The sequence below is a fragment of the Rathayibacter sp. VKM Ac-2801 genome, from assembly GCF_009834245.1.
In the GTDB taxonomy this organism is placed as follows: Bacteria; Actinomycetota; Actinomycetes; order Actinomycetales; family Microbacteriaceae; genus Rathayibacter.
On record NZ_CP047183.1, the window covers coordinates 1,584,668 to 1,605,223 of the forward strand.

Sequence of the window (20,556 nt, forward strand, 5' to 3'; positions counted from 1 at the left end):
GGTCGAGAGCTGCGACCGAACCTCTCAGACCTTGGAAGGACCACCGTGTCGACCACGTCCCGTACCCGCTCGAAGACGCGCCTCTCGCGCGCCCTCGGCATCCCCCTGACCCCGAAGGCCGCCCGCTACCTCGAGAAGCGTCCCTACGCTCCCGGTGAGCACGGCCGCTCGAAGCGCAAGGCCGACTCCGACTACGCGGTCCGCCTGCGTGAGAAGCAGCGTCTGCGCGCCCAGTACGGCATCCGCGAGAAGCAGCTCCGCATCGCCTTCCAGGAGGCGCGACGCACCCAGGGCCTGACCGGTGAGAACCTGGTCGAGCTCCTCGAGATGCGCCTCGACGCCCTCGTCCTGCGCTCGGGCTTCGCCCGCACCACCGCGCAGGCCCGCCAGTTCGTCACCCACCGCCACATCATGGTGGACGGCAAGACGGTCGACCGCCCCTCCTTCCGCGTGAAGCCGGGCCAGGTCATCCACGTCAAGACCCGCTCCGAGGGCACCGAGCCCTTCCAGGTCGCCGCCGCCGGCGGACACGTCGACGTCCTCCCCAAGACCCCGGGCTACCTCGAGGTCGAGATCGACAAGCTGCAGGCGACGCTCCTGCGCCGCCCGAAGCGCGCCGAGGTCCCCGTGACCTGCGAAGTGCAGCTCGTCGTCGAGTACTACGCGGCCCGCTGAATCCAGCCCCGCAGAGAAAGGCCCCGGTGTCCGCACCGGGGCCTTTCCCGTTCCCGGGTGCAGCCGCCGTGCGATCTGCAGGAGCCGGTGCGGTCTGCAGGGGAAGGTGCGATCTGCAGGGGATGTCGGGGTTTCGGCTCCGATGATGCGGAGGAACGGCGGATCCGCACAGCAGAACCTCCAGACGGCACGCCCGCCCCCTGCGGACGGCACAGTGCCCTGCAAACGGCACAGTCTCCTGCAAACGGGACGGTCACCTGCAGACTGCACAGCCTCCTGCAAACGGCACAGTCACCTCAGACTGCACGGTCTCCTGCACACGGCACAGAGCCCTGCAGCTCGCGCGCGGAGTCCCGGCGCGCACGCCCGCTCCGCGGCCCGTCGGTAGGCTGGAGTGCCGCGCTGGGCGGCATCGAACGGAGGTCACCGTGACCGGTGGAGACATCGCAGGGCTCATCGCCGCGGGGGTGTTCGCGATACTGGTGGCGATCACCGCCGTCCCGCTCTGGAAGCTCGGACGCGTCTTCGACAGCACGAGCGAGGCCATCAAGCAGGCCAGCGACGGCCTGACGCCGATCCTCGACGAGTCGGCCTCCACCCTCCGCGAGGCCAACCACCAGCTCGCGCGGGTGGACACGATCACGAAGGACGTCGCCGAGGTCACCGGAAACGTCAACGCGCTCGTCGCCCTCACGGCCGCGACCGTCGGCGGTCCGCTCATCAAGCTCGCCGGCTTCACCGCCGGAGTCCGCGCCGTGCTCGTCGCCGGACGCACTGCCGACAAGGCCGGAGCCGCGGTCGGCCGCTCCGCAGAGAAGCGCACCAAGCGGCCGCGCTCGAAGTAGCGCCGCGCCCGCGCCCTAGAATCGAACGGGTCGTCGCCCCGTCGCGCCCGCCCCACCGCTGTGGAAGGACACCCCGTGAAGAACATCCTCCTGATCGTCATCGGGATCGGCCTCGGATTCGCGGTCGCCCACCAGGTCTCGCGCACCGAGGCGGGCGCCCGGCTCTTCGCCGACATCAACCGCACCGCGAAGGAGCTCGGCGAGGCCGTCTCCGAGGGCTACCACCAGCGCGAGGCCGAACTGAAGGCCGCCATCGGCGAGGGCTGACGCCCCGCCGCCCGACATCCTCGTCGTCACCGACCGAACCGTAACGGAACCCATGCAGACCGCAGACATCCGCAACCGCTGGCTCGACTTCTTCGGGAGCCGCGGCCACACCGTGGTCCCCTCCGCCTCCCTCGTGAGCGAGGACCCGAGCCTCCTCTTCACCGTCGCCGGCATGGTGCCGTTCGTGCCCTACCTCACCGGAGTGGTTCCCGCGCCGTACCCGCGCGCGACCAGCGTGCAGAAGTGCATCCGCACCAACGACATCGAGGAGGTCGGCAAGACGCCTCGTCACGGCACCTTCTTCCAGATGAACGGCAACTTCTCCTTCGGCGACTACTTCAAGGAGGGGGCGATCGGCTACGCCTGGGAGCTGCTCACGGGCGCCGAGAGCGACGGGGGACTGGGCTTCGACGAGAAGGACCTCTGGGTCACCGTCTACAAGGACGACGACGAGGCGATCGCGCTCTGGAAGAAGATCGCGGGACTGCCGGACGAGCGCATCCAGCGCCTGGACAAGGACACCAACTACTGGTCGACCGGCCAGCCCGGCCCCGCAGGCCCCTGCTCCGAGATCTTCTTCGACCGCGGCCCCGCCTACGGGATCGACGGCGGTCCGGCGACGGACGACGACCGCTACGTGGAGATCTGGAACCTGGTCTTCATGCAGTACCTCCGCGGCGAGGGCACGAGCAAGGTCGACTTCGACATCCTCGGCGAGCTGCCGCGCAAGAACATCGACACCGGCATGGGCCTCGAGCGCGTCGCCTTCCTCAAGCAGGGCGTCGAGAACATGTACGAGATCGACCAGGTCCGCCCGGTCCTCGACCGCGCCGCCGAGCTCTCGGGCCGCCGCTACGGAGCCGTCCACGAGGACGACGTCCGCATGCGCGTCATCGCCGACCACGTGCGCTCCTCGCTGATGCTGCTGTCGGACGGCGTGACGCCGTCCAACGAGGGGCGCGGCTACATCCTCCGCCGCCTGATGCGCCGCACCGTGCGCGCCATGCGCCTGCTCGGAGTGGACACCGCGACGTTCCCCGAGCTCTTCACCGCCTCGCGCGACGCGATGGCGTCGGCCTACCCCGAGGTGTCCACGGAGTTCGAGCGCCTCTCGACCAGCGCCTACGGCGAGGAGGAGGCGTTCCTGCGCACCCTCGAGGCCGGCACTGAGATCCTCGACCTCGCCGTGCTGAAGACGAAGAAGGCCGAGTCGCCGACGCTGCCGGGCGACACCGCGTTCCTCCTGCACGACACCTTCGGGTTCCCGATCGACCTCACCCTCGAGATCGCCGAGGAGTCGGGCCTGACGGTCGACCGCGAGGCGTTCGACTCCCTGATGACCGCGCAGCGCACGCGTGCGAAGGCCGACGCGAAGTCGAAGAAGTCGGCGCTGGCCGATCTCTCGGTCTACGCCGACTTCCGCGCCCGCGGGGAGACGCTCTTCACCGGCTACGACGTGCTCGACACCGAGACGCGCATCCTCGGACTCATCGTCGGCGGGCACTCCGTGACCAAGGCGGTCGCGGGCGACATCGCGGAGGTCGTCCTCGAGGCGACCAGCCTCTACGCGGAGTCGGGCGGCCAGGAGGCCGACGCGGGCCGCATCGTCGGCTCCGGCTTCGACCTCGAGGTCCTCGATGTGCAGAAGCCCGTCAAGGGGCTCATCAGCCACAAGGTCCAGGTCGCCAGCGGCGAGGTCGGGGTGGGCGACGCCGCCACCTCCGTCGTCGACCGCGACTGGCGCCGGGGCGCCACGCAGGCCCACTCGGGCACGCACCTCATCCACGCCGCGCTGCGGCAGGTCCTCGGCCCGCAGGCGCACCAGTCCGGCTCCTACAACAAGGCGGGCTACCTGCGCCTGGACTTCTCGTGGAACCAGGCCCTCTCGCTCGAGACCCGCAGCGAGATCGAGGAGATCGCCAACACGGCCATCCGGGACAACCTCGAGGTCGTCACGCGCGAGCTCCCGATCGACGAGGCCAAGGCGCTCGGCGCGATGGCCCTCTTCGGCGAGAAGTACGGCGACGTCGTCCGCGTGGTCGACATCGGCGGGCCCTGGTCGCGGGAGCTCTGCGCGGGCACCCACGTCGGACGCTCGTCCGAGGTCGGCGTGATCAGCCTGGTCAGCGAGTCCTCGGTCGGCTCGACCAACCGCCGCGTCGAGTCGCTCGTGGGCCGCGAGGCCTTCCAGGAGCTCGCCGCCGAGCGCGCCCTCGTCAGCACGATCTCGTCCTCGCTGAAGACCCCGCGCGAGCAGCTTCCCGAGCGGATCGGCGAGCTCGTCGCGAGCCTCAAGGCAGCCGAGAAGCGGATCGCCGCGTTCGAGGCCAAGGCCCTCGCCGACCGTGTGCCCGCCCTCGCAGCGACCTGTCGCACGGTGGGCGGCACGACCGTCGTCGCGGAGAGCATCGGCACCGCGGGCTCGACCGACGAGCTGCGCTCCCTGGTCACCTCCGTCCGCGAGCGGCTCGGCCAGGAGCCGGCCGTCGTCGCGCTGGCCGCCGACGTCTCGGGCAAGCCCGCCGTGATCGTCGCGACCAACCAGGCCGCCCGCGACCAGGGCCGCCGTGCGGGTGCGCTCGCCAAGCGCGCCGCCGGCATCCTCGGCGGCGGCGGAGGCGGCAAGGACGACGTCGCCCAGGGCGGCGGCTCCGACGTCTCCGCCATCGGCGCGGCGCTCGAGGCCGTGGTGCAGGAAGCGACCAGCTGAATGGGCCGGTTCGGCGTCCGGCTCGGCATCGATGTGGGCCGAGCCCGCATCGGGGTCGCCCGCTGCGACGCCGACGGCCTGCTCGCGGTGCCCGTCGAGACGGTCGCGCGGGCGGGTACTGACGGCGGATCCTCGGACGTCTCCCGGATCGCGCACCTCGCCGCCGAGTACGATGCCCAGGCGATCATCGTCGGACTGCCGTTGTCGCTGTCGGGGGCCGAGACGGCCTCGACGGAGGACGCGCGCGGATTCGCTCGACTGCTCGCCGAGGCGGTCCCCACCGCTCCGGTGCGGCTCGTCGACGAGCGGCTGTCGACGGTCACCGCTCAGAGCGCCCTGCACCGCTCCGGACGCACCACCCGCGGCTCCCGAGCCGTGATCGACCAGGTCGCCGCCGTGGTGATCCTGCAGCACGCCATCGATTCCGAGCGCTCGGCCGGCACCCCGGCCGGAGTCCTGCTCGAACCGAACGAAGGACCTCCTCGTGACCGACGTCCCCCCGAGCCGCCGCGACGCCCGCGCCGCCGAGCAGGCGCAGCCGACCCCGCCCGACCCGACTCAGGAGCAGCAGCCCGCGCCGACTGAGGCGCACGATCCGCTGGGCCGCCTCTTCACCGGGCCCGACGTGCCCGAGCCCCGTGGCCGCGACGACGCGGCCGCGTTCGACCCGGACGCGCGCCCGAAGCGGCGCCGTGCGGCCCGTGCGACGGGCGGCGCGAAGAAGCGCCGCAGCCGCCGCGGGCTGATCGGCGGGCTTCTGGCCTTCGGCGTCTTCGCCGCGCTCGTCGCCATCGCGGTGACGATCTTCCTCGAGCCCGTTCGCGGCCTGTTCGCCGAGCCCGAGCCGACCGACTACACCGGCACCGGCTCGAGCGAGGTGCTCTTCACGATCCACCAGGGCGACGGCGGCAGCGACATCGCCAACAACCTCGTCTCGGACGGGGTCATCAAGTCGTACGACCCCTTCTACGACCTCCTCCTCGCCCAGAGCCCGGAGCCCGTCTTCCAGCCCGGCGCCTACTCGCTCAAGGCCGAGATGAGCGCCAAGGCCGCGCTCTCGGCGCTGCTGGACTCCGAGTCGACGCGCCTCGCGAACACCTTCGTCATCCCCGAGGGGACGGCCCTCAAGGAGGCGCTGCCGCTCATCGCGGACGGCACCGGGGTCGCGCTGACGGACCTCGAGGCAGCAGCCGCCGACTGGGGCTCGTTCGGGCTCCCGGCCGGCGCGACGAGCCTCGAGGGGTTCCTGTTCCCCGCGACGTACGACATCGACCCGTCGACGCCCGCGCACGACATCCTGAAGACGCTGGTCGACCGGATGTACCAGGCGCTCGACCAGGCCGGCGTGCCGGTGGACGACCGCTACCGCGTCGTGGTGTTCGCGTCCCTCGTGCAGCGCGAGGCCCGCGTCGCCGAGGACTTCCCGAAGGTCGCGCGCGTGTTCCAGAACCGCCTCGACCAGGGGTGGCGCCTGCAGTCGGACGCGACCGTGGCCTACGGCACCGGAGCGACCGACCGCGTCTCGACCACGGACGCCGAGCGGAACGACGCCGGCAACGTCTACAACACCTACCAACGCGACGGACTGCCGCCCGCGCCGATCTCGAACCCGGGAGACGTGGCGATCGACGCGGTCATGCACCCCGCGGACGGGACCTGGATGTACTTCGTCACGGTGAATCTCGAGACGGGTGAGACGGTCTACTCCACCACCGACGCCGAGCACAACGCGGCCGTCGACCAGTGGCAGGCCTGGATGCGGGACCACCCGGAGTACCAGTGACGGCCGCCGGGTACCGCCTCGCGGTCCTCGGCGCGCCGATCGCGCACTCGAAGTCGCCCGCGCTGCACGCGGCCGCCTACCGGGTGCTCGGACTCGACTGGAGCTACCGTGCCGTCGAGACGACGGAGGCGACCCTCTCCGAGGTCGTGTCCGGCGAGCCCTGGCACGGCCTGTCGCTGACGATGCCGCTCAAGCACGCGGTGCGCCCGCTGCTGGCGGAGGAGGACGCCGTCGCCCGGGTCACCGGGGCGGTCAACACCGTGCTGGTCGACCGCTCCGGCCCGGCACTCCGCCTCCGCGGGTTCAACACCGACGTCGCGGGAATCCTGCGCGCCCTCGCCGAGGCGGGCGTCGTCTCAGCGGAGCGCGTCCAGGTGCTCGGCGGGGGAGCGACCGCCGCCTCCGCCCTCGCCGCCGCCGCCGAGCTGGGCGCGGTGCGGGTCGACCTCGTCCTGCGGACGGCGGCGAGGGCCGCCGAGCTCGCTCCCCTCGCGGAGTCGCTCGGCGTATCGCTCTCTGTCCGCTCCTTCGGCGACTGGTCCACCGGGGCGCCGCTGGTGATCTCGACTCTCCCCGGCGGAGCGGCGGACGGCCTCGACGTGCCCGACGCGGCGGTCGCCGGCTCGACCCTGTTCGACGTGGCGTACTCCCCGTGGCCGAGCGCGCTCGCCCGGCGCTGGGAGGAGGGCGGCTCCCCGGTCGTCTCGGGGCTCGGGATGCTGCTCCACCAGGCCCTCGTGCAGGTGCGGATCTTCGTCGGCGGCGACCCGGCCCTGCCGCTCGACCGCGAGGACGAGGTGCTCGCGGCGATGCGCCGAGCCGTCTCGGCGGCCCCGGCGCACTGACCTCGTGTGCCAGAATCGGAGGATGCTCCGTTGGCTCACGGCCGGGGAATCCCACGGTCCCGAACTCGTCGCCGTCCTCGAAGGACTGCCGGCGGGCGTCCCCGTCTCCCTCGACGACATCCGCGCCGATCTGGCGCGGCGCAAGCTCGGCTACGGCCGCGGCGCCCGGATGAACTTCGAGCAGGACGAGCTGACGATCTCCTCCGGCGTCCGGCACGGAGCGACGATGGGCAGCCCCATCGCCCTGCGCATCGGCAACACGGAGTGGCCGCGCTGGGTGGACGTCATGTCGGCCGAGCCCCGCGACCCCGAGAGCCTGCCGAAGGGCCGCGGAGCCGCGCTCACCCGTCCCCGCCCGGGCCACGCCGACCTCGTCGGGATGCAGAAGTACGGCTTCCCCGAGTCCCGCAACGTGCTCGAGCGCGCCTCCGCCCGCGAGACCGCGGCCCGCGTCGCCCTCGGCGCCGTCGCCCGCCGCTTCCTCGGCGAGCTCGGCATCTCGCTCGTCAGCCACACCCTCGCCATCGGGCCGGTCCGCGTACCCGAGGGCTCGCCGCTGCCGGCGCCGGCCGACGTCGCCGCCCTCGACGCGGATCCGCTGCGCTGCCACGACGCCGCGACCAGTGCCCTCATGGTCGCCGAGGTGGACCGCGCGCACGACGACGGCGACACCCTCGGCGGCGTGGTCGAGGTCCTCGCGTACGGCCTCCCGCCCGGACTCGGCTCCTACGTGCACTGGGACCGTCGTCTCGACGCCCAGCTCGCGGCGGCCCTGATGGGGATCCAGGCGATCAAGGGCGTCGAGGTCGGCGACGGCTTCCTCACCACCACCCGCCGCGGCTCGGAGGCGCACGACGAGCTGTTCCAGGCCGCCGCCGGGATCTCCCGGGCCAGCGACCGGGCCGGCGGCACCGAGGGCGGGATGAGCACGGGGACCGTGCTGCGGGTCCGCGCCGGCATGAAGCCGATCGCGACCGTGCCACACGCTCTGCGCACCGTCGACGTCGCCACGGGCGAGGCGGCGGGCGCCCACCACCAGCGCTCCGACGTCTGCGCGGTGCCGGCGTCCGGTGTCGTCGCGGAGGCGATGGTCGCCCTGGTGCTCGCGAACGCCGTGCTCGAGAAGTTCGGCGGCGACAGCGTCACCGAGACCCGCCGCAACCTGCAGGGCTACCTCGCCGCCCTCCCCGACGAGCTCCGCACGGCCGCCGCGAGCGACCCCGCTCTCGGGCTCGCCTGATGGCCGCGTCCTCGGCGGCCCGCTGATGGCGGGTCACGATACCGGCGCGGCCCGCGCTCGCGTCGTCCTGATCGGCCCGATGGGGGCCGGCAAGACGACGATCGGCAAGCGGGTCGCGAAAACGCTGAGCGCCGGGTTCGTCGACTCCGACGCGGAGTTCGTGCGCACCCACGGCCCGATCGCCCCCTACTTCGACGCCCACGGCGAGCCGGCCTTCCGCCGCGAGGAGCGCCGCGTCGTCGAGCGGGCCGTCCGCCGCGACGTGGTGCTGAGCCTGGGCGGGGGAGCGGTGCTCGATCCTGCGACCCGCGCCGATCTCGCCGACGTGCCCGTCGTGCTGCTCACCACCACGGCCGAGGCCGTCCGCGACCGGCTCGGCTCCGGCTCCCGCCCGCTGGTGCGCGGCGGGGTCGGCGACTGGGTCCGCATCTTCGACGAGCGGCGCCCGGTCTACGAGTCCCTCGCGGACACCGTGGTCGACACGTCCCGGCGGCCGATCACCCTGATCGCCGCCGAGATCGCGGAGTGGGTGCGCACGCAGCGCCCCTCCGCCACCCCTGCACCATCGGACCCGGCGGCCACGAGCCGCCCGAGCGGAAGACAGTCATGAACGACGGCACCACCGCCATTCCCGTCGCCGGAGAGAACGGCTACGACATCCGTGTCGGGCGCGGACTCCTCGACGGCCTCGCCGACGCGATCGGCCCCCGCGCCGCGAAGGTGCTCATCGTGCACCCGCCGACCCTCGCCGTGCTCGCCGCCGAGATCCGCGAGAGCCTGCTCGAGCGCTACGAGGTGCTGCTCGCCGAGGTCCCGGACGCCGAGGCCGCCAAGCGCGTGGAGGTGGCCGCCTTCTGCTGGCAGGTAATGGGGCAGTCCGACTTCACCCGCACGGACGTCGTCGTCGGCTTCGGCGGCGGAGCGATCACCGACCTGGCCGGCTTCGTCGCCGCCACCTGGCTCCGCGGGGTCGACCTCGTGCAGGTGCCGACCACGGTGCTCGGGATGGTCGACGCGGCCGTCGGCGGCAAGACCGGGATCAACACGGCCGAGGGCAAGAACCTCGTCGGCGCCTTCCACGCGCCGCGGGCGGTCGTCGCCGACCTCGATGTGCTGACGAGCCTCCCGCGCAACGAGATCCTCGCCGGCTTCGGCGAGATCGTGAAGTACGGGATGATCGCCGAGCCGCGCATCCTCGACATCATCGAGTCCGACATCGACCTGGCCACCGACCCGACGTCGGAGGAGTTCCGAAGCCTGGTCGAGCTGTCGATCGGCATCAAGGCGCGGGTCGTCGGCGAGGACTTCACCGAGAAGGGCCTCCGCGAGATCCTGAACTACGGGCACACCCTCGGGCACGCGGTCGAGCACGCGGAGCGCTACCAGTGGCGCCACGGCGCGGCCGTCTCCGTCGGGATGATGTTCGCGGCCGAGCTCTCGCGCCTGACCGGATCGCTCAGCGATGCGGTCGTGGACCGCCAGCGCCGCGTCCTCGAGTCCCTGACCCTGCCGACGAGCTACCCGCTCGGCCGGTGGGAGACGCTCCTCGCCGCCATGCAGCGCGACAAGAAGACCCGCGCGGGGATGCTCCGCTTCGTGGTCCTGGACGACATCGCCCGGCCGAGCATCCTGCAGGGTCCGGAGACGTCGCTGCTGTTCGCGGCGTACCAGGAGATCGGCTCGTAGCCCTCGTCGTCAGCCGCCCCCGAGCGCGGCTCTGCGGGCGGAGGCGTGCTCGGCCTCGCTGATCGTCCCGGCGGCGCGCAGGGCGTCGAGCTCGGCGAGCCGGTCGGCGAGCGGGCGGCCACCGCCGAGGCCGTCCCGCGCGATCCGCGCGGCGACGTCGGTCTGCACCGTCAACGGGTTCACGCCGAGGCGCTTCGCGCGGCGGACGTTCACGACGATCAGCACCGCGATCAGGGCGAGGACGAGGGCGATGACGATCGGGACGATCGTGAAGGCCGCGGCGATCCATCCCGGTGCGCCGATGTCCGGTGCAGGTCCCATGGTGCTCCTCCTCGTGTCCGGGTCTCCACCGTCCCGCAGCCGGGCGCGGCTGTCGACACATTCGCATGCGGCGTCCAGACTCCTCGGCCGGAGAGGCCTCGTCGACTACACTCGACGGGTCAGCCGGACCGGCCGATATCGCCGCGCCCGCGTACCGGGCTCGCCGGCGCAGACTTCCACCGAAACGGATCCCCCTTCGCATGGCCTCTACCACCGACATCAAGAACGGCACCGTCCTCAGCATCGACGGCCAGCTCTGGAACGTCATCGACTTCCAGCACGTCAAGCCGGGCAAGGGCGGCGCCTTCGTCCGCACCAAGATGAAGAACGTCCTCACCGGCAAGGTCGTCGACAAGACCTTCAACGCGGGCGCCAAGATCGACACGGCCAACGTCGACCGCCGCGACTTCCAGTACCTCTACCGCGACGGCGCGGACTTCGTGTTCATGGACACCAGCGACTACGACCAGATCACCGTCCCCGAGGCGGTCGTCGGCGACGCGGCGAACTTCATGCTCGAGAACCAGAACGTGACCCTCGCCCTGCACGACGGCGACCCGCTCTACATCGACCTCCCCGCCTCGGTCGTCCTCGAGATCACCTACACGGAGCCGGGCCTCCAGGGCGACCGCTCGACCGGCGGCACCAAGCCCGCGACGGTCGAGACCGGCTACCAGATCCAGGTCCCGCTCTTCCTCGAGCAGGGCACGAAGGTCAAGGTCGACACCCGCACGGGCGACTACCTCGGCCGCGTCAGCTGAGCCGGGCCTCCCGTGAGTGCTCGCACGAAGGCGCGCAAGCGCGCCCTCGACATCCTCTACAACGCCGACGTCCGGCAGATCAGCTTCGCCCAGTCGCTGCGCGCCGAGGCCGAGCGTGCGGTCAACGAGCCGGCCCGTGAGGCCTCGTGGCTCTACGCCCGCGAGATCGTCGACGGGGTCATCGACCACGCCGACGAGATCGACGAGCTGATCGCCCGGCTCGCCCAGGGCTGGACGCTCTCGCGCATGCCCCTGGTCGACCGCGCGATCCTCCGGATCGGGGTGTGGGAGATCCTGCACAACGACGCGGTGCCCGACGGCGTCGCGATCTCGGAGGCCGTCGAGGCCGCCACGTCGCTGTCGACCGACGACTCGGCGGGCTTCATCAACGGGCTCCTCGCCTCGGTCGCGGAGTCCCGCACGACGGCCTGACCCGCTTCGAAGCCCTCCTCGGCCCGCCGGATCCCCGTGACCCGGCGGGCCGAGGCCGTTCCCGGGGAGCCCGTCCGGCGAGGCGCGCGACGGCCCCTATACTCGACACGGCTTTTCCTTTAACAGCCGTCCTGTGAGGCGGGGAAGGAGGTCGGTGTGACGGCACGTATCGTGCTCAACGGCGCTGACATCACGCGAGCGCTCACGCGCATCGCCCACGAGATCCTCGAGTCGAACCGCGGCCCCGAGTCGCTGGTCATCCTCGGGATCCCGACGCGCGGCGTCGCCCTCGCGCGGCGCATCGCCGAGACGATCGCGCGGATCGAGCCGGACGCGGCCCCCGTGTTCGCCGGCTCGCTCGACGTGACGATGTACCGCGACGACCTCTCCCGGCACCCGGTCCGCACTCCTGCGCGCACCACTGTTCCCGCGAGCATCGACGGGCGGACCGTGGTCCTCGTCGACGACGTCCTCTTCTCGGGCCGCACCATCCGCGCCGCCCTGGACGCCCTCAGCGACATCGGGCGTCCGCGAGCCGTGCGGCTGGCCGCGCTGGTCGACCGCGGGCACCGCGAGCTCCCGATCCGGGCCGACTTCGTCGGCAAGAACCTGCCGAGCAGCCTGAGCGAGCGGATCAACGTGCGGCTCGTCGAGACGGACGGCGAGGACCTGGTCGCGATCGAGTCGCACACCACCGGCGAGGAGGCGGCTCCGTGAAGCACCTGCTCTCGACCCGCGACCTCGACCGCGCGAGCGCGGTCGCCCTCCTCGACATCGCCGAGGACATGGCGGACGTGCAGAACCGCGAGGTCAAGAAGCTGCCGACGCTGCGGGGGAAGACCGTGGTCAACCTCTTCTTCGAGGACTCGACCCGCACGCGGATCTCGTTCGAGGCGGCGGCGAAGCGGCTCTCGGCCGACGTCATCAACTTCAGCGCGAAGGGCTCCAGCGTCTCCAAGGGCGAGAGCCTGAAGGACACCGCGCAGACGCTCGCCGCGATGGGCGCGGACGGCGTGGTCATCCGCCACAGCGCCTCCGGAGCCCCCGCGGTGCTGGCGGCGAGCGGCTGGATCGACGCGTCCATCCTCAACGCCGGCGACGGGACCCACGAGCACCCGACCCAGGCGCTCCTGGACGCGTTCACCATCCGCCGACGCCTGCACGGCGCGTCCGCGTCCCGTGGCAAGAGCCTCGACGGCGTCGCGGTGACCATCGTCGGCGACGTCCTGCACTCGCGGGTGGCGCGCTCGAACGTCTGGCTGCTGACGGCGCTGGGCGCCGAGGTGACCCTGGTCGCTCCGCCGACCCTCGTGCCTGTCGACACGCGCGACTGGCCCGCGACCATCCGCTTCGATCTGGACGAGGCGATCGACACCGGGCTCCCCGACGTCGTGATGCTCCTGCGCATCCAGCTCGAGCGGATGTCGAGCGGGTTCTTCCCCAACGGTCGGGAGTACGCGCGGATCTGGGGCCTCGACGACGAGCGGCTCGCCCGGCTGGGTCCCGATACCATCGTCATGCACCCCGGGCCCATGAACCGGGGCGTCGAGATCTCCTCGGCGGCCGCCGATTCGAGCCGCTCCACGGTGCTCGAACAGGTCACGAACGGAGTGTCCGTCCGGATGGCCGCGCTCTACCTGCTGCTGTCCGGCGAACGGGAGGTCCACTGATGAGCACTGCCCAGCAACGTCCGAGCACGGCGCCGGAGCGGATCCTGATCTCGGGGGCGACGCTCGCCGACGAGTCGACCGCCGACCTGCTGATCGACGGGGGCGTGATCGTCGGGATCGGCGCCGACCTCGACTCGCGCGGGGCGCGCGTGATCGACGCCGACGGCCTGCTGGCGCTGCCCGGCCTGGTCGACCTGCACACCCACCTCCGCGAGCCGGGGTTCGAGCAGAGCGAGACGATCCTCACCGGCACGCGCGCTGCGGCCGCGGGAGGCTTCACCGCCGTCTTCGCGATGGCCAACACCTCGCCGGTGCAGGACACCGCGGGCGTGGTCGAGCAGGTCCAGAGCCTGGGCGAGGACGCCGGCTACGCGACTGTCCGCCCGATCGGCGCGGTGACCGTGGGGCTGGCGGGGGAGTCGCTCGCCGAGCTCGGCGCGATGGCCCGCAGCCGCGCGGCCGTGCGCGTCTTCTCGGACGACGGGAAGTGCGTCTCGGACGCGCTGCTGATGCGCCGCGCGCTCGAGTACGTCAAGGCGTTCGACGGAGTCGTCGCCCAGCACGCGCAGGAGCCGCGGCTCACCGTCGGCGCGCAGATGAACGAGGGCGCCGTCTCCAGCGCCCTCGGCCTGCAGGGCTGGCCCGCCGTGGCCGAGGAGGCGATCATCGCGCGCGACGTGCTCCTCGCCGAGCACGTGGGCTCCCGCCTGCACGTCTGCCACGTCTCGACCGCGGGCTCGGTCGACGTCATCCGCTGGGCGAAGGCCCGGGGGATCGACGTGACCGCCGAGGTCACCCCCCACCACCTGCTCCTCACCGAGCAGGCCGTCGCCGGCCAGGACGGGCCGAGCTACGACGCCCGCTTCAAGGTGAACCCGCCGCTGCGCCGCGACGAGGACGTGCTCGCCCTCCGCGAGGCCCTCGCCGACGGCACCATCGACATCGTCGCGACCGACCACGCGCCACACCCGGTCGAGGCGAAGGACTGCGAGTGGGACGCCGCGGCGTTCGGCATGGTCGGCCTCGAGAGCGCGTTGAGCGTGGTGCACGCCGCCGTCGTCGAGGACGGCCGGATGAGCTGGTCCGACGTCGCGCGCGTGCTCTCCTCCGCTCCCGCCCGCATCGGCCGGCTCGACGGCTACGACCGGGGCCTCGCCGTCGGGTCCGCCGCGAACGTCGTGCTCTACGACCCGGAGGCGCGCCGCCGCTTCTCGGCCGGAGACCTGCGCGGGCGCAGCGGCAACTCCCCGTACCTCGGACGAGAGCTCCCCGGCCGCGTCGTCGCCACCCTCCACCGGGGCTTCCCGACCGTGCTGGACGGCGAGCTCGTCGACGCGATGGTCGTCGCCGCCTCCGCGAAGGCCTCCCGTGGATAGGGCCGCGATCACGATCGTCATCGCCGCGGTCGTCGTCCTCGTCTTCGTCGGCATGCTGCTCTCCTGGCGCGCGCGGCGCCGCCGCTCGGCCGGCCTCGCGCCGGAGCCCGTGCCCGCGTCCTCGCTGGGCGCCGAGGTCGAGCGCGTCGACCTCCCGTACGTGGCCACGACCCGCTTCGAGCAGCCGCTCGAGCGCGTCGTGCTGCCGGGGCTCGGCTTCCGCGGCAACGCGGTGCTGCGCCTGCACGAGCGCGGCGTCGTGATCGCCCCCGTCGGCGAGCGCGAGACGGTGATCCCGGCCTCCCTCCTGCGCGGAGCGGGCCAGGGCAGCTACGTGATCGACCGCGTCGTCGAGGAGGGCGGCCTGCTCGTGATCTCCTGGTCCCCCCGCGGCGACGAGACCGTCGACAGCTACCTCCGCGTCGCCGAGCCCGCCCTCCGGGCGCACCTGCTCGCCGAGCTGCAGCGCCTCGCCGGCCCCCGTTCCTCCCCCTCCCACCCCGGGGCCGCCGACGGCGGCCCCGACACGACCCAGAAGGGCTCCTAGTCCGTGCCAACGACACGCCTCAGCACCGAACCCACCGCCGTCCTCGTCCTCGAGGACGGACGACGATTCCGGGGACAGGCCTACGGCGCCCGAGGCCGCACCCTGGGCGAGATCGTCTTCGCCACCGGCATGACCGGCTACCAGGAGACGCTGACCGACCCGAGCTACGCCGGCCAGATCGTCGTGCAGACCGCGCCCCACATCGGCAACACCGGGACGAACGACGAGGACATGGAGTCGCGCCGCATCTGGGTCGCGGGCTACGTCGTCCGCGACCCCTCCCGCGTCGTCTCCAACTTCCGCGCGCAGCGCTCCCTCGGCGACGACCTGGAGTCCGACGGCATCGTCGGGATCTCCGGGGTCGACACCCGGGCGATCACCCGCCACATCCGCTCGGCCGGCTCGATGCGCGCCGGCGTGTTCTCCGGCGAGGACCTCGCCCTCCCCGAGGAGGAGCAGCTCGCGCTGGTCCTCGGCGGCCGGCAGATGCAGGGCCTCAACCTCTCCTCCTCGGTCTCGACCGACGAGCAGTACACGGTCCCCGCCCGCGGCGAGCGCGTCGGCTCGGTCGCGGTGATCGACCTGGGAGTGAAGACCTCGACGGTCACCTACCTCGCGGAGCGCGGCTTCGACGTGCACGTGCTGCCCGAGTCGGTGACCGCCGAGCAGGTGCTCGCGCTCGACCCGTCCGCGCTCTTCTTCTCCAACGGCCCCGGCGACCCCGAGGCCTCGGACCGCCACGTCGAGCTGCTGCGCACCACCCTGCGCGCCGATCTGCCGTTCTTCGGCATCTGCTTCGGCAACCAGCTGCTGGGGCGCGCGCTCGGCTTCGGCACCTACAAGCTCCCGTTCGGCCACCGCGGGATCAACCAGCCCGTTCTCGACAAGCTCACCGGCCGCGTGGAGATCACCTCGCAGAACCACGGGTTCGCCGTGGACGCGCCGATCGAGGGCGAGCTGGACTCGCCCGAGGGCTTCGGTCGCGTCGAGGTGAGCCACTACTCCCTCAACGACTCGGTCGTGGAGGGTCTGCGCTGCCTCGACATCCCCGCCTTCTCGGTGCAGTACCACCCGGAGGCGGCGGCCGGCCCGCACGACTCCAACCACCTCTTCGACCGCTTCCGCGAGATGGTCGTGCAGCGCACGGCCGGGCGCCCAGGCTCGGAGCCCACCGACATCCCCACGACCAGCAGCATCGGAGAGCAGAAGTAATGCCGCGCAGGGAAGACATCCAGAGCGTCCTCGTCATCGGCTCCGGCCCGATCGTCATCGGACAGGCCGTCGAGTTCGACTACTCCGGCACCCAGGCCTGCCGCGTGCTGCGCGCCGAGGGGGTGCGCGTGATCCTCGTCAACTCCAACCCGGCGACGATCATGACCGACCCCGACTTCGCCGACGCCACCTACGTCGAGCCGATCACGCCCAAGGCGATCGAGGCGATCATCGCCAAGGAGAAGCCGGACGCGATCCTGCCGACCCTCGGCGGGCAGACGGCGCTGAACGCGGCCATCCAGCTGCACGACCTCGGGATCCTCGAGAAGTACGGCGTCGAGCTCATCGGCGCGAGCTTCGAGGCGATCAACCGCGGCGAGGACCGCCAGATCTTCAAGCAGCTGGTCCTGGACGCGGGCGCCGACGTCGCGAAGTCATACATCGCGCACACCGTCGACGAGGCGATCGAGTACGCCGAGGACCTGGGCTACCCCCTCGTCATCCGCCCGTCGTTCACCATGGGCGGCCTGGGCTCCGGCTTCGCCTACACCCGCGAGGAGCTGGTGCGGATGGTCGGCGACGGCCTGCACCAGAGCCCCACCACCGAGGTGCTCCTGGAGGAGTCGATCCTCGGCTGGAAGGAGTACGAGCTCGAGCTGATGCGCGACACGGCCGACAACACGGTCGTCGTCTGCTCGATCGAGAACGTCGACCCCGTCGGCGTGCACACCGGCGACTCGATCACCGTCGCTCCGGCGCTGACCCTCACCGACCGCGAGTACCAGAAGCTGCGCGACATCGGCATCCGGATCATCCGCGACGTCGGCGTGGACACCGGCGGCTGCAACATCCAGTTCGCGATCGACCCGGCGGACGGCCGGATCATCGTGATCGAGATGAACCCGCGCGTCTCCCGCTCCTCCGCCCTCGCCTCCAAGGCGACCGGCTTCCCGATCGCCAAGATCGCCGCGAAGCTCGCCATCGGCTACCGCCTCGACGAGATCCCGAACGACATCACCAAGGTGACCCCGGCGAGCTTCGAGCCGACGCTGGACTACGTGGTCGTGAAGGTCCCGCGGTTCGCGTTCGAGAAGTTCCCGGCCGCCGACAAGACGCTGACCACCACCATGAAGTCGGTGGGCGAGGCGATGGCGATCGGCCGCAACTACGCCCAGGCGCTGCAGAAGGCGCTCCGGTCGCTCGAGAAGCGCGGGTCGTCGTTCCACTGGGGCGCGCAGGAGCGCTCGGTCGAGGAGCTCCTCGAGATCGCGAAGACCCCGACCGACGGCCGCATCGTCACCGTGCAGCAGGCGTTGCGCCGGGGCGCCACGGTCGAGCAGGCGTTCGAGTCCACGAAGATCGACCCCTGGTTCCTCGACCAGATCGTGCTGATCAACGAGATCGCCGACCTGGTGCGCGAGCACGACGGCCTCGATGCCGGGCTCCTCCGTCTGGCGAAGGACCACGGCTTCTCGGACGCGCAGATCGCCGAGCTCCGCGGGCTCGACGAGGCGGAGGTGCGCCGCACCCGCCACGCGCTGGACGTGCGCCCGGTCTACAAGACCGTCGACACCTGCGCGGGGGAGTTCCCGGCGCTCACGCCGTACCACTACTCCTCGTACGACGAGGAGACGGAGGTCGTCGCCGCCGACCGCCGCAAGGTCGTCATCCTGGGGTCCGGCCCCAACCGCATCGGCCAGGGGGTCGAGTTCGACTACTCCTGCGTGCACGCCTCGTTCGCGCTCTCGGACGCGGGCTTCGAGACGATCATGATCAACTGCAACCCCGAGACGGTCTCGACCGACTACGACACCTCGGACCGCCTCTACTTCGAGCCGCTGACGCTCGAGGACGTGCTCGAGGTCATCCACGCGGAGTCGCAGTCCGGCGAGCTCGTGGGTGTCGTCGTCCAGCTGGGCGGCCAGACGGCGCTCGGCCTCGCCGCGGGCCTCGAGGCCGCCGGCGTGCCCATCCTCGGCACCACCCCCGCGAACATCGACCTCGCGGAGGAGCGCGGCGCGTTCTCTCGGATCCTCGACGAGGCGGGCCTGCTCGCTCCGCGCAACGGCACCGCGACCGACCTCGACGGCGCCCGCGAGGTCGCCGTGGAGATCGGCTACCCGGTCCTCGTCCGTCCGTCGTTCGTCCTCGGCGGGCGCGGCATGGAGATCGTCTACGGCACGCCGCAGCTCGAGGACTACTTCGAGCGGATGGCCGGCGAGGGGATCATCGACGAGGCGCACCCGCTGCTGGTGGACCGCTTCCTCGACGACGCGATCGAGATCGACGTCGACGCGCTCTTCGACGGCGAGCAGCTCTACATCGGCGGCGTGATGGAGCACATCGAGGAGGCCGGCATCCACTCCGGCGACTCGGCCTGCACGCTCCCGCCAGTGACGCTCGGCCGCCGCCAGATCGACCAGGTGCGGGACGCGACCCTCGCGATCGCGCAGGGCGTCGGCGTCCGGGGACTGCTCAACGTGCAGTTCGCGATCGGCCAGGGCGTGCTCTACGTGCTCGAGGCGAACCCCCGGGCCTCGCGCACCGTCCCGTTCGTGTCGAAGGCGCTGGGCATCCCGCTCGCGAAGGCCGCGTCGCGCCTGATGGTCGGCGAGACCATCGCCGCGCTGAAGGCCGAGGGCCTGCTCCCTGAGCGCGACGGCTCCGACGTCCCGATGGACTCTCCCATCGCGGTGAAGGAGGCGGTCCTGCCGTTCAAGCGCTTCCGCACCAAGGAGGGCCAGATCGTCGACTCGCTGCTCGGGCCCGAGATGCGCTCCACCGGCGAGGTCATGGGGATCGACCGAGACTTCCCGCGCGCCTTCGCGAAGAGCCAGGACGCCGCGTACGGCGGCATGCCGGCGAGCGGGACAGTGTTCATCTCGGTCGCCGATCGCGACAAGCGCTCGATCGTCCTGCCCGCGCTGCGCCTGCGCCAGCTCGGCTTCGACATCCTCGCGACCGAGGGCACGGCCGAAGTGCTGAACCGCAACGGCATCCAGGCCCGCGTGGTCCGCAAGTACAGCGAGACCGCCGAGGGCGACGCGCCCTCGATCGTCGAGCTGATCGCCCGCGACGAGGTCGACGTCGTGATCAACACGCCCAGCGGAGGAGCGACCCGCGCCGACGGGTACGAGATCCGCGCCGCCGCGGTCGCCGCGGACAAGCCGCTGTTCACCACGATCGCCCAGCTCGCGGCCGCGGTCGCCTCGCTCGACGCGGCGAACGAGCCCTTCGAGGTGACGAGCCTGCAGGACTACGCCCTGCGCCGCGCGGAGCGCACGGCGTGAGCGGCGGCGCGGCGGGCACCGCCTCCTTCGGCTCGCGCCTCGAGGCGGCGTTCGCCGCGCACGGCCGGCTCTGCGTCGGGATCGACCCGCACGCGTATCTGCTCGACGCCTGGGGCCTCTCCGACGATGCGGCCGGGCTCGAGAGCTTCGGCCGCACGGTCGTCGAGGCGGCGGCGGGCCGCGTGGGCGTGGTGAAGCCGCAGATCGCGTTCTTCGAGCGGCACGGCTCGGCGGGCTACGCCGCGCTCGAGCGCGTGCTCGCCGACGCCCGCGAGGCCGGACTGCTCGTGATCGCGGACGTCAAGCGCGGGGACATCGGCACCAGCGTCACCGCCTACGCCGAGGCGTGGCTCCGGCCGGGCTCGCCGCTCGAGGCGGACGCCATGACCGCGGCGGCCTATCAGGGGCTCGGCTCCCTCGAGGGGATGCTGACCCTCGCCGAGGAGGCGGGCAAGGGCGTGTTCGTCCTCGCGGCCACCTCCAACCTCGAGGCCCGCCCCGTGCAGCGCGCGCTCGTGCAGGACGGCGGCCGGGCGGGATCCACCGTGGCACGCGCGGTCGTGGCGGACGTGGCATCCTGGAACGACGCTCACGCTCGCGCGTCGATCGGCTCGGTCGGCGTGGTGCTCGGCGCCACGGTCGCCCTGGGCGACTTCGGCATCGGCATCGACGAGCCGCTGCACCCCGCACTCCCGGTGCTCGCGCCCGGCTTCGGCCACCAGGGCGCGGCCGTCGCGGACGCGCAGCGGCTGTTCGGCGCGCTGAGCGCCGCCACCATCGTCAGCGAGTCGCGCAGCGTGCTCGGCGCCGGCCCCTCGGGGATCGCGGCCGAGATCACCCGCCGCGCGACCGACATCCAGGAGACCCTTGTCCGCTGAAACCGTCAGCCCCGATCC

Annotated in this window: 19 protein-coding genes and 1 pseudogene; 19 read left to right on the top strand and 1 reads right to left on the bottom strand. The window is 72.1% G+C overall.

Going from position 1 to position 20,556, the window contains the following annotated elements; all coding sequences use genetic code 11:
- The first annotated feature begins 45 nt into the window (after positions 1-45).
- The 10 genes and pseudogenes from rpsD (at position 46) to aroB (ending at position 10,051) form a co-directional block, all read left to right on the top strand.
- On the top strand, positions 46-675 hold the full coding sequence (rpsD, locus tag GSU45_RS07325; RefSeq protein WP_068210518.1) for a 30S ribosomal protein S4: 630 nt from the start codon (positions 46-48) through the stop codon (positions 673-675).
- 428 nt (positions 676-1,103) lie between these two features.
- Positions 1,104-1,520 (top strand): DUF948 domain-containing protein, encoded by a 417-nt coding sequence (locus tag GSU45_RS07330; protein ID WP_159913897.1) that lies wholly within the window; start codon positions 1,104-1,106, stop codon positions 1,518-1,520.
- A 75-nt stretch (positions 1,521-1,595) separates the two neighbouring features.
- A complete protein-coding gene (locus tag GSU45_RS07335; RefSeq protein WP_104225329.1) occupies positions 1,596-1,787 on the top strand; it encodes a hypothetical protein in 192 nt (63 codons plus the stop codon).
- Between the two features lie 52 nt (positions 1,788-1,839).
- A complete protein-coding gene (gene alaS, locus GSU45_RS07340; RefSeq protein ID WP_159913899.1) occupies positions 1,840-4,497 on the top strand; it encodes an alanine--tRNA ligase in 2,658 nt (885 codons plus the stop codon).
- Positions 4,498-4,959 (top strand): annotated as a pseudogene (ruvX, locus tag GSU45_RS07345) (Holliday junction resolvase RuvX); the annotation flags it as partial.
- Between the two features lie 22 nt (positions 4,960-4,981).
- Complete coding sequence (mltG, locus tag GSU45_RS07350) at positions 4,982-6,280, top strand: endolytic transglycosylase MltG (RefSeq protein ID WP_159913903.1); 1,299 nt, start codon at positions 4,982-4,984, stop codon at positions 6,278-6,280.
- Positions 6,277-7,125 (top strand): shikimate dehydrogenase, encoded by an 849-nt coding sequence (locus GSU45_RS07355; protein ID WP_244248255.1) that lies wholly within the window; start codon positions 6,277-6,279, stop codon positions 7,123-7,125. Before mltG ends, GSU45_RS07355 begins: the two co-directional genes overlap by 4 nt.
- A gap of 22 nt (positions 7,126-7,147) precedes the next feature.
- A complete protein-coding gene (aroC, locus tag GSU45_RS07360) occupies positions 7,148-8,365 on the top strand; it encodes a chorismate synthase (protein ID WP_159913906.1) in 1,218 nt (405 codons plus the stop codon).
- A gap of 25 nt (positions 8,366-8,390) precedes the next feature.
- Positions 8,391-8,975: a shikimate kinase gene (locus GSU45_RS07365; RefSeq protein ID WP_159913908.1), complete on the top strand. Its 585-nt coding sequence runs from the start codon at positions 8,391-8,393 to the stop codon at positions 8,973-8,975.
- Positions 8,972-10,051, top strand: a complete 1,080-nt coding sequence (gene aroB / locus GSU45_RS07370) for a 3-dehydroquinate synthase (protein ID WP_159913910.1) — start codon at positions 8,972-8,974, stop codon at positions 10,049-10,051. Before GSU45_RS07365 ends, aroB begins: the two co-directional genes overlap by 4 nt.
- 9 nt (positions 10,052-10,060) lie before the next feature.
- Here the strand turns inward: aroB and GSU45_RS07375 are convergent, their stop codons facing one another.
- Entirely contained in the window at positions 10,061-10,372 is a 312-nt protein-coding gene (locus GSU45_RS07375; protein WP_159913912.1) for an SHOCT domain-containing protein, read from the bottom strand.
- A gap of 200 nt (positions 10,373-10,572) precedes the next feature.
- Here GSU45_RS07375 and efp point away from each other — a divergent pair, with 200 nt between their 5' ends.
- From efp to pyrF, 9 genes are all read left to right on the top strand, one after another.
- Positions 10,573-11,133, top strand: a complete 561-nt coding sequence (gene efp, locus GSU45_RS07380; RefSeq protein WP_068210208.1) for an elongation factor P — start codon at positions 10,573-10,575, stop codon at positions 11,131-11,133.
- A gap of 12 nt (positions 11,134-11,145) precedes the next feature.
- The gene (gene nusB, locus GSU45_RS07385) at positions 11,146-11,565 is read left to right on the top strand and encodes a transcription antitermination factor NusB (protein ID WP_159913914.1); all 420 of its coding nucleotides are present in this window, start codon (positions 11,146-11,148) and stop codon (positions 11,563-11,565) included.
- Positions 11,566-11,721: 156 nt separating this feature from the next.
- A complete protein-coding gene (gene pyrR / locus GSU45_RS07390) occupies positions 11,722-12,282 on the top strand; it encodes a bifunctional pyr operon transcriptional regulator/uracil phosphoribosyltransferase PyrR (protein WP_159913916.1) in 561 nt (186 codons plus the stop codon).
- On the top strand, positions 12,279-13,235 hold the full coding sequence (locus GSU45_RS07395) for an aspartate carbamoyltransferase catalytic subunit (protein ID WP_159913918.1): 957 nt from the start codon (positions 12,279-12,281) through the stop codon (positions 13,233-13,235). Before pyrR ends, GSU45_RS07395 begins: the two co-directional genes overlap by 4 nt.
- On the top strand, positions 13,235-14,611 hold the full coding sequence (locus tag GSU45_RS07400) for a dihydroorotase (RefSeq protein ID WP_159913920.1): 1,377 nt from the start codon (positions 13,235-13,237) through the stop codon (positions 14,609-14,611). The genes GSU45_RS07395 and GSU45_RS07400 overlap by 1 nt, the downstream gene beginning before the upstream one ends.
- On the top strand, positions 14,604-15,158 hold the full coding sequence (locus GSU45_RS07405; RefSeq protein WP_159913922.1) for a hypothetical protein: 555 nt from the start codon (positions 14,604-14,606) through the stop codon (positions 15,156-15,158). Before GSU45_RS07400 ends, GSU45_RS07405 begins: the two co-directional genes overlap by 8 nt.
- A 3-nt stretch (positions 15,159-15,161) precedes the next feature.
- Entirely contained in the window at positions 15,162-16,370 is a 1,209-nt protein-coding gene (gene carA / locus GSU45_RS07410; RefSeq protein ID WP_159913924.1) for a glutamine-hydrolyzing carbamoyl-phosphate synthase small subunit, read from the top strand.
- Positions 16,370-19,660 carry a carbamoyl-phosphate synthase large subunit gene (carB, locus tag GSU45_RS07415; RefSeq protein WP_159913926.1) on the top strand — a complete coding sequence of 1,097 codons (3,291 nt, stop codon included), beginning with the start codon at positions 16,370-16,372 and terminating at the stop codon, positions 19,658-19,660. Before carA ends, carB begins: the two co-directional genes overlap by 1 nt.
- Positions 19,657-20,538 (top strand): orotidine-5'-phosphate decarboxylase, encoded by an 882-nt coding sequence (gene pyrF, locus GSU45_RS07420; RefSeq protein ID WP_159913928.1) that lies wholly within the window; start codon positions 19,657-19,659, stop codon positions 20,536-20,538. Before carB ends, pyrF begins: the two co-directional genes overlap by 4 nt.
- The last annotated feature ends 18 nt before the right edge of the window (positions 20,539-20,556 follow it).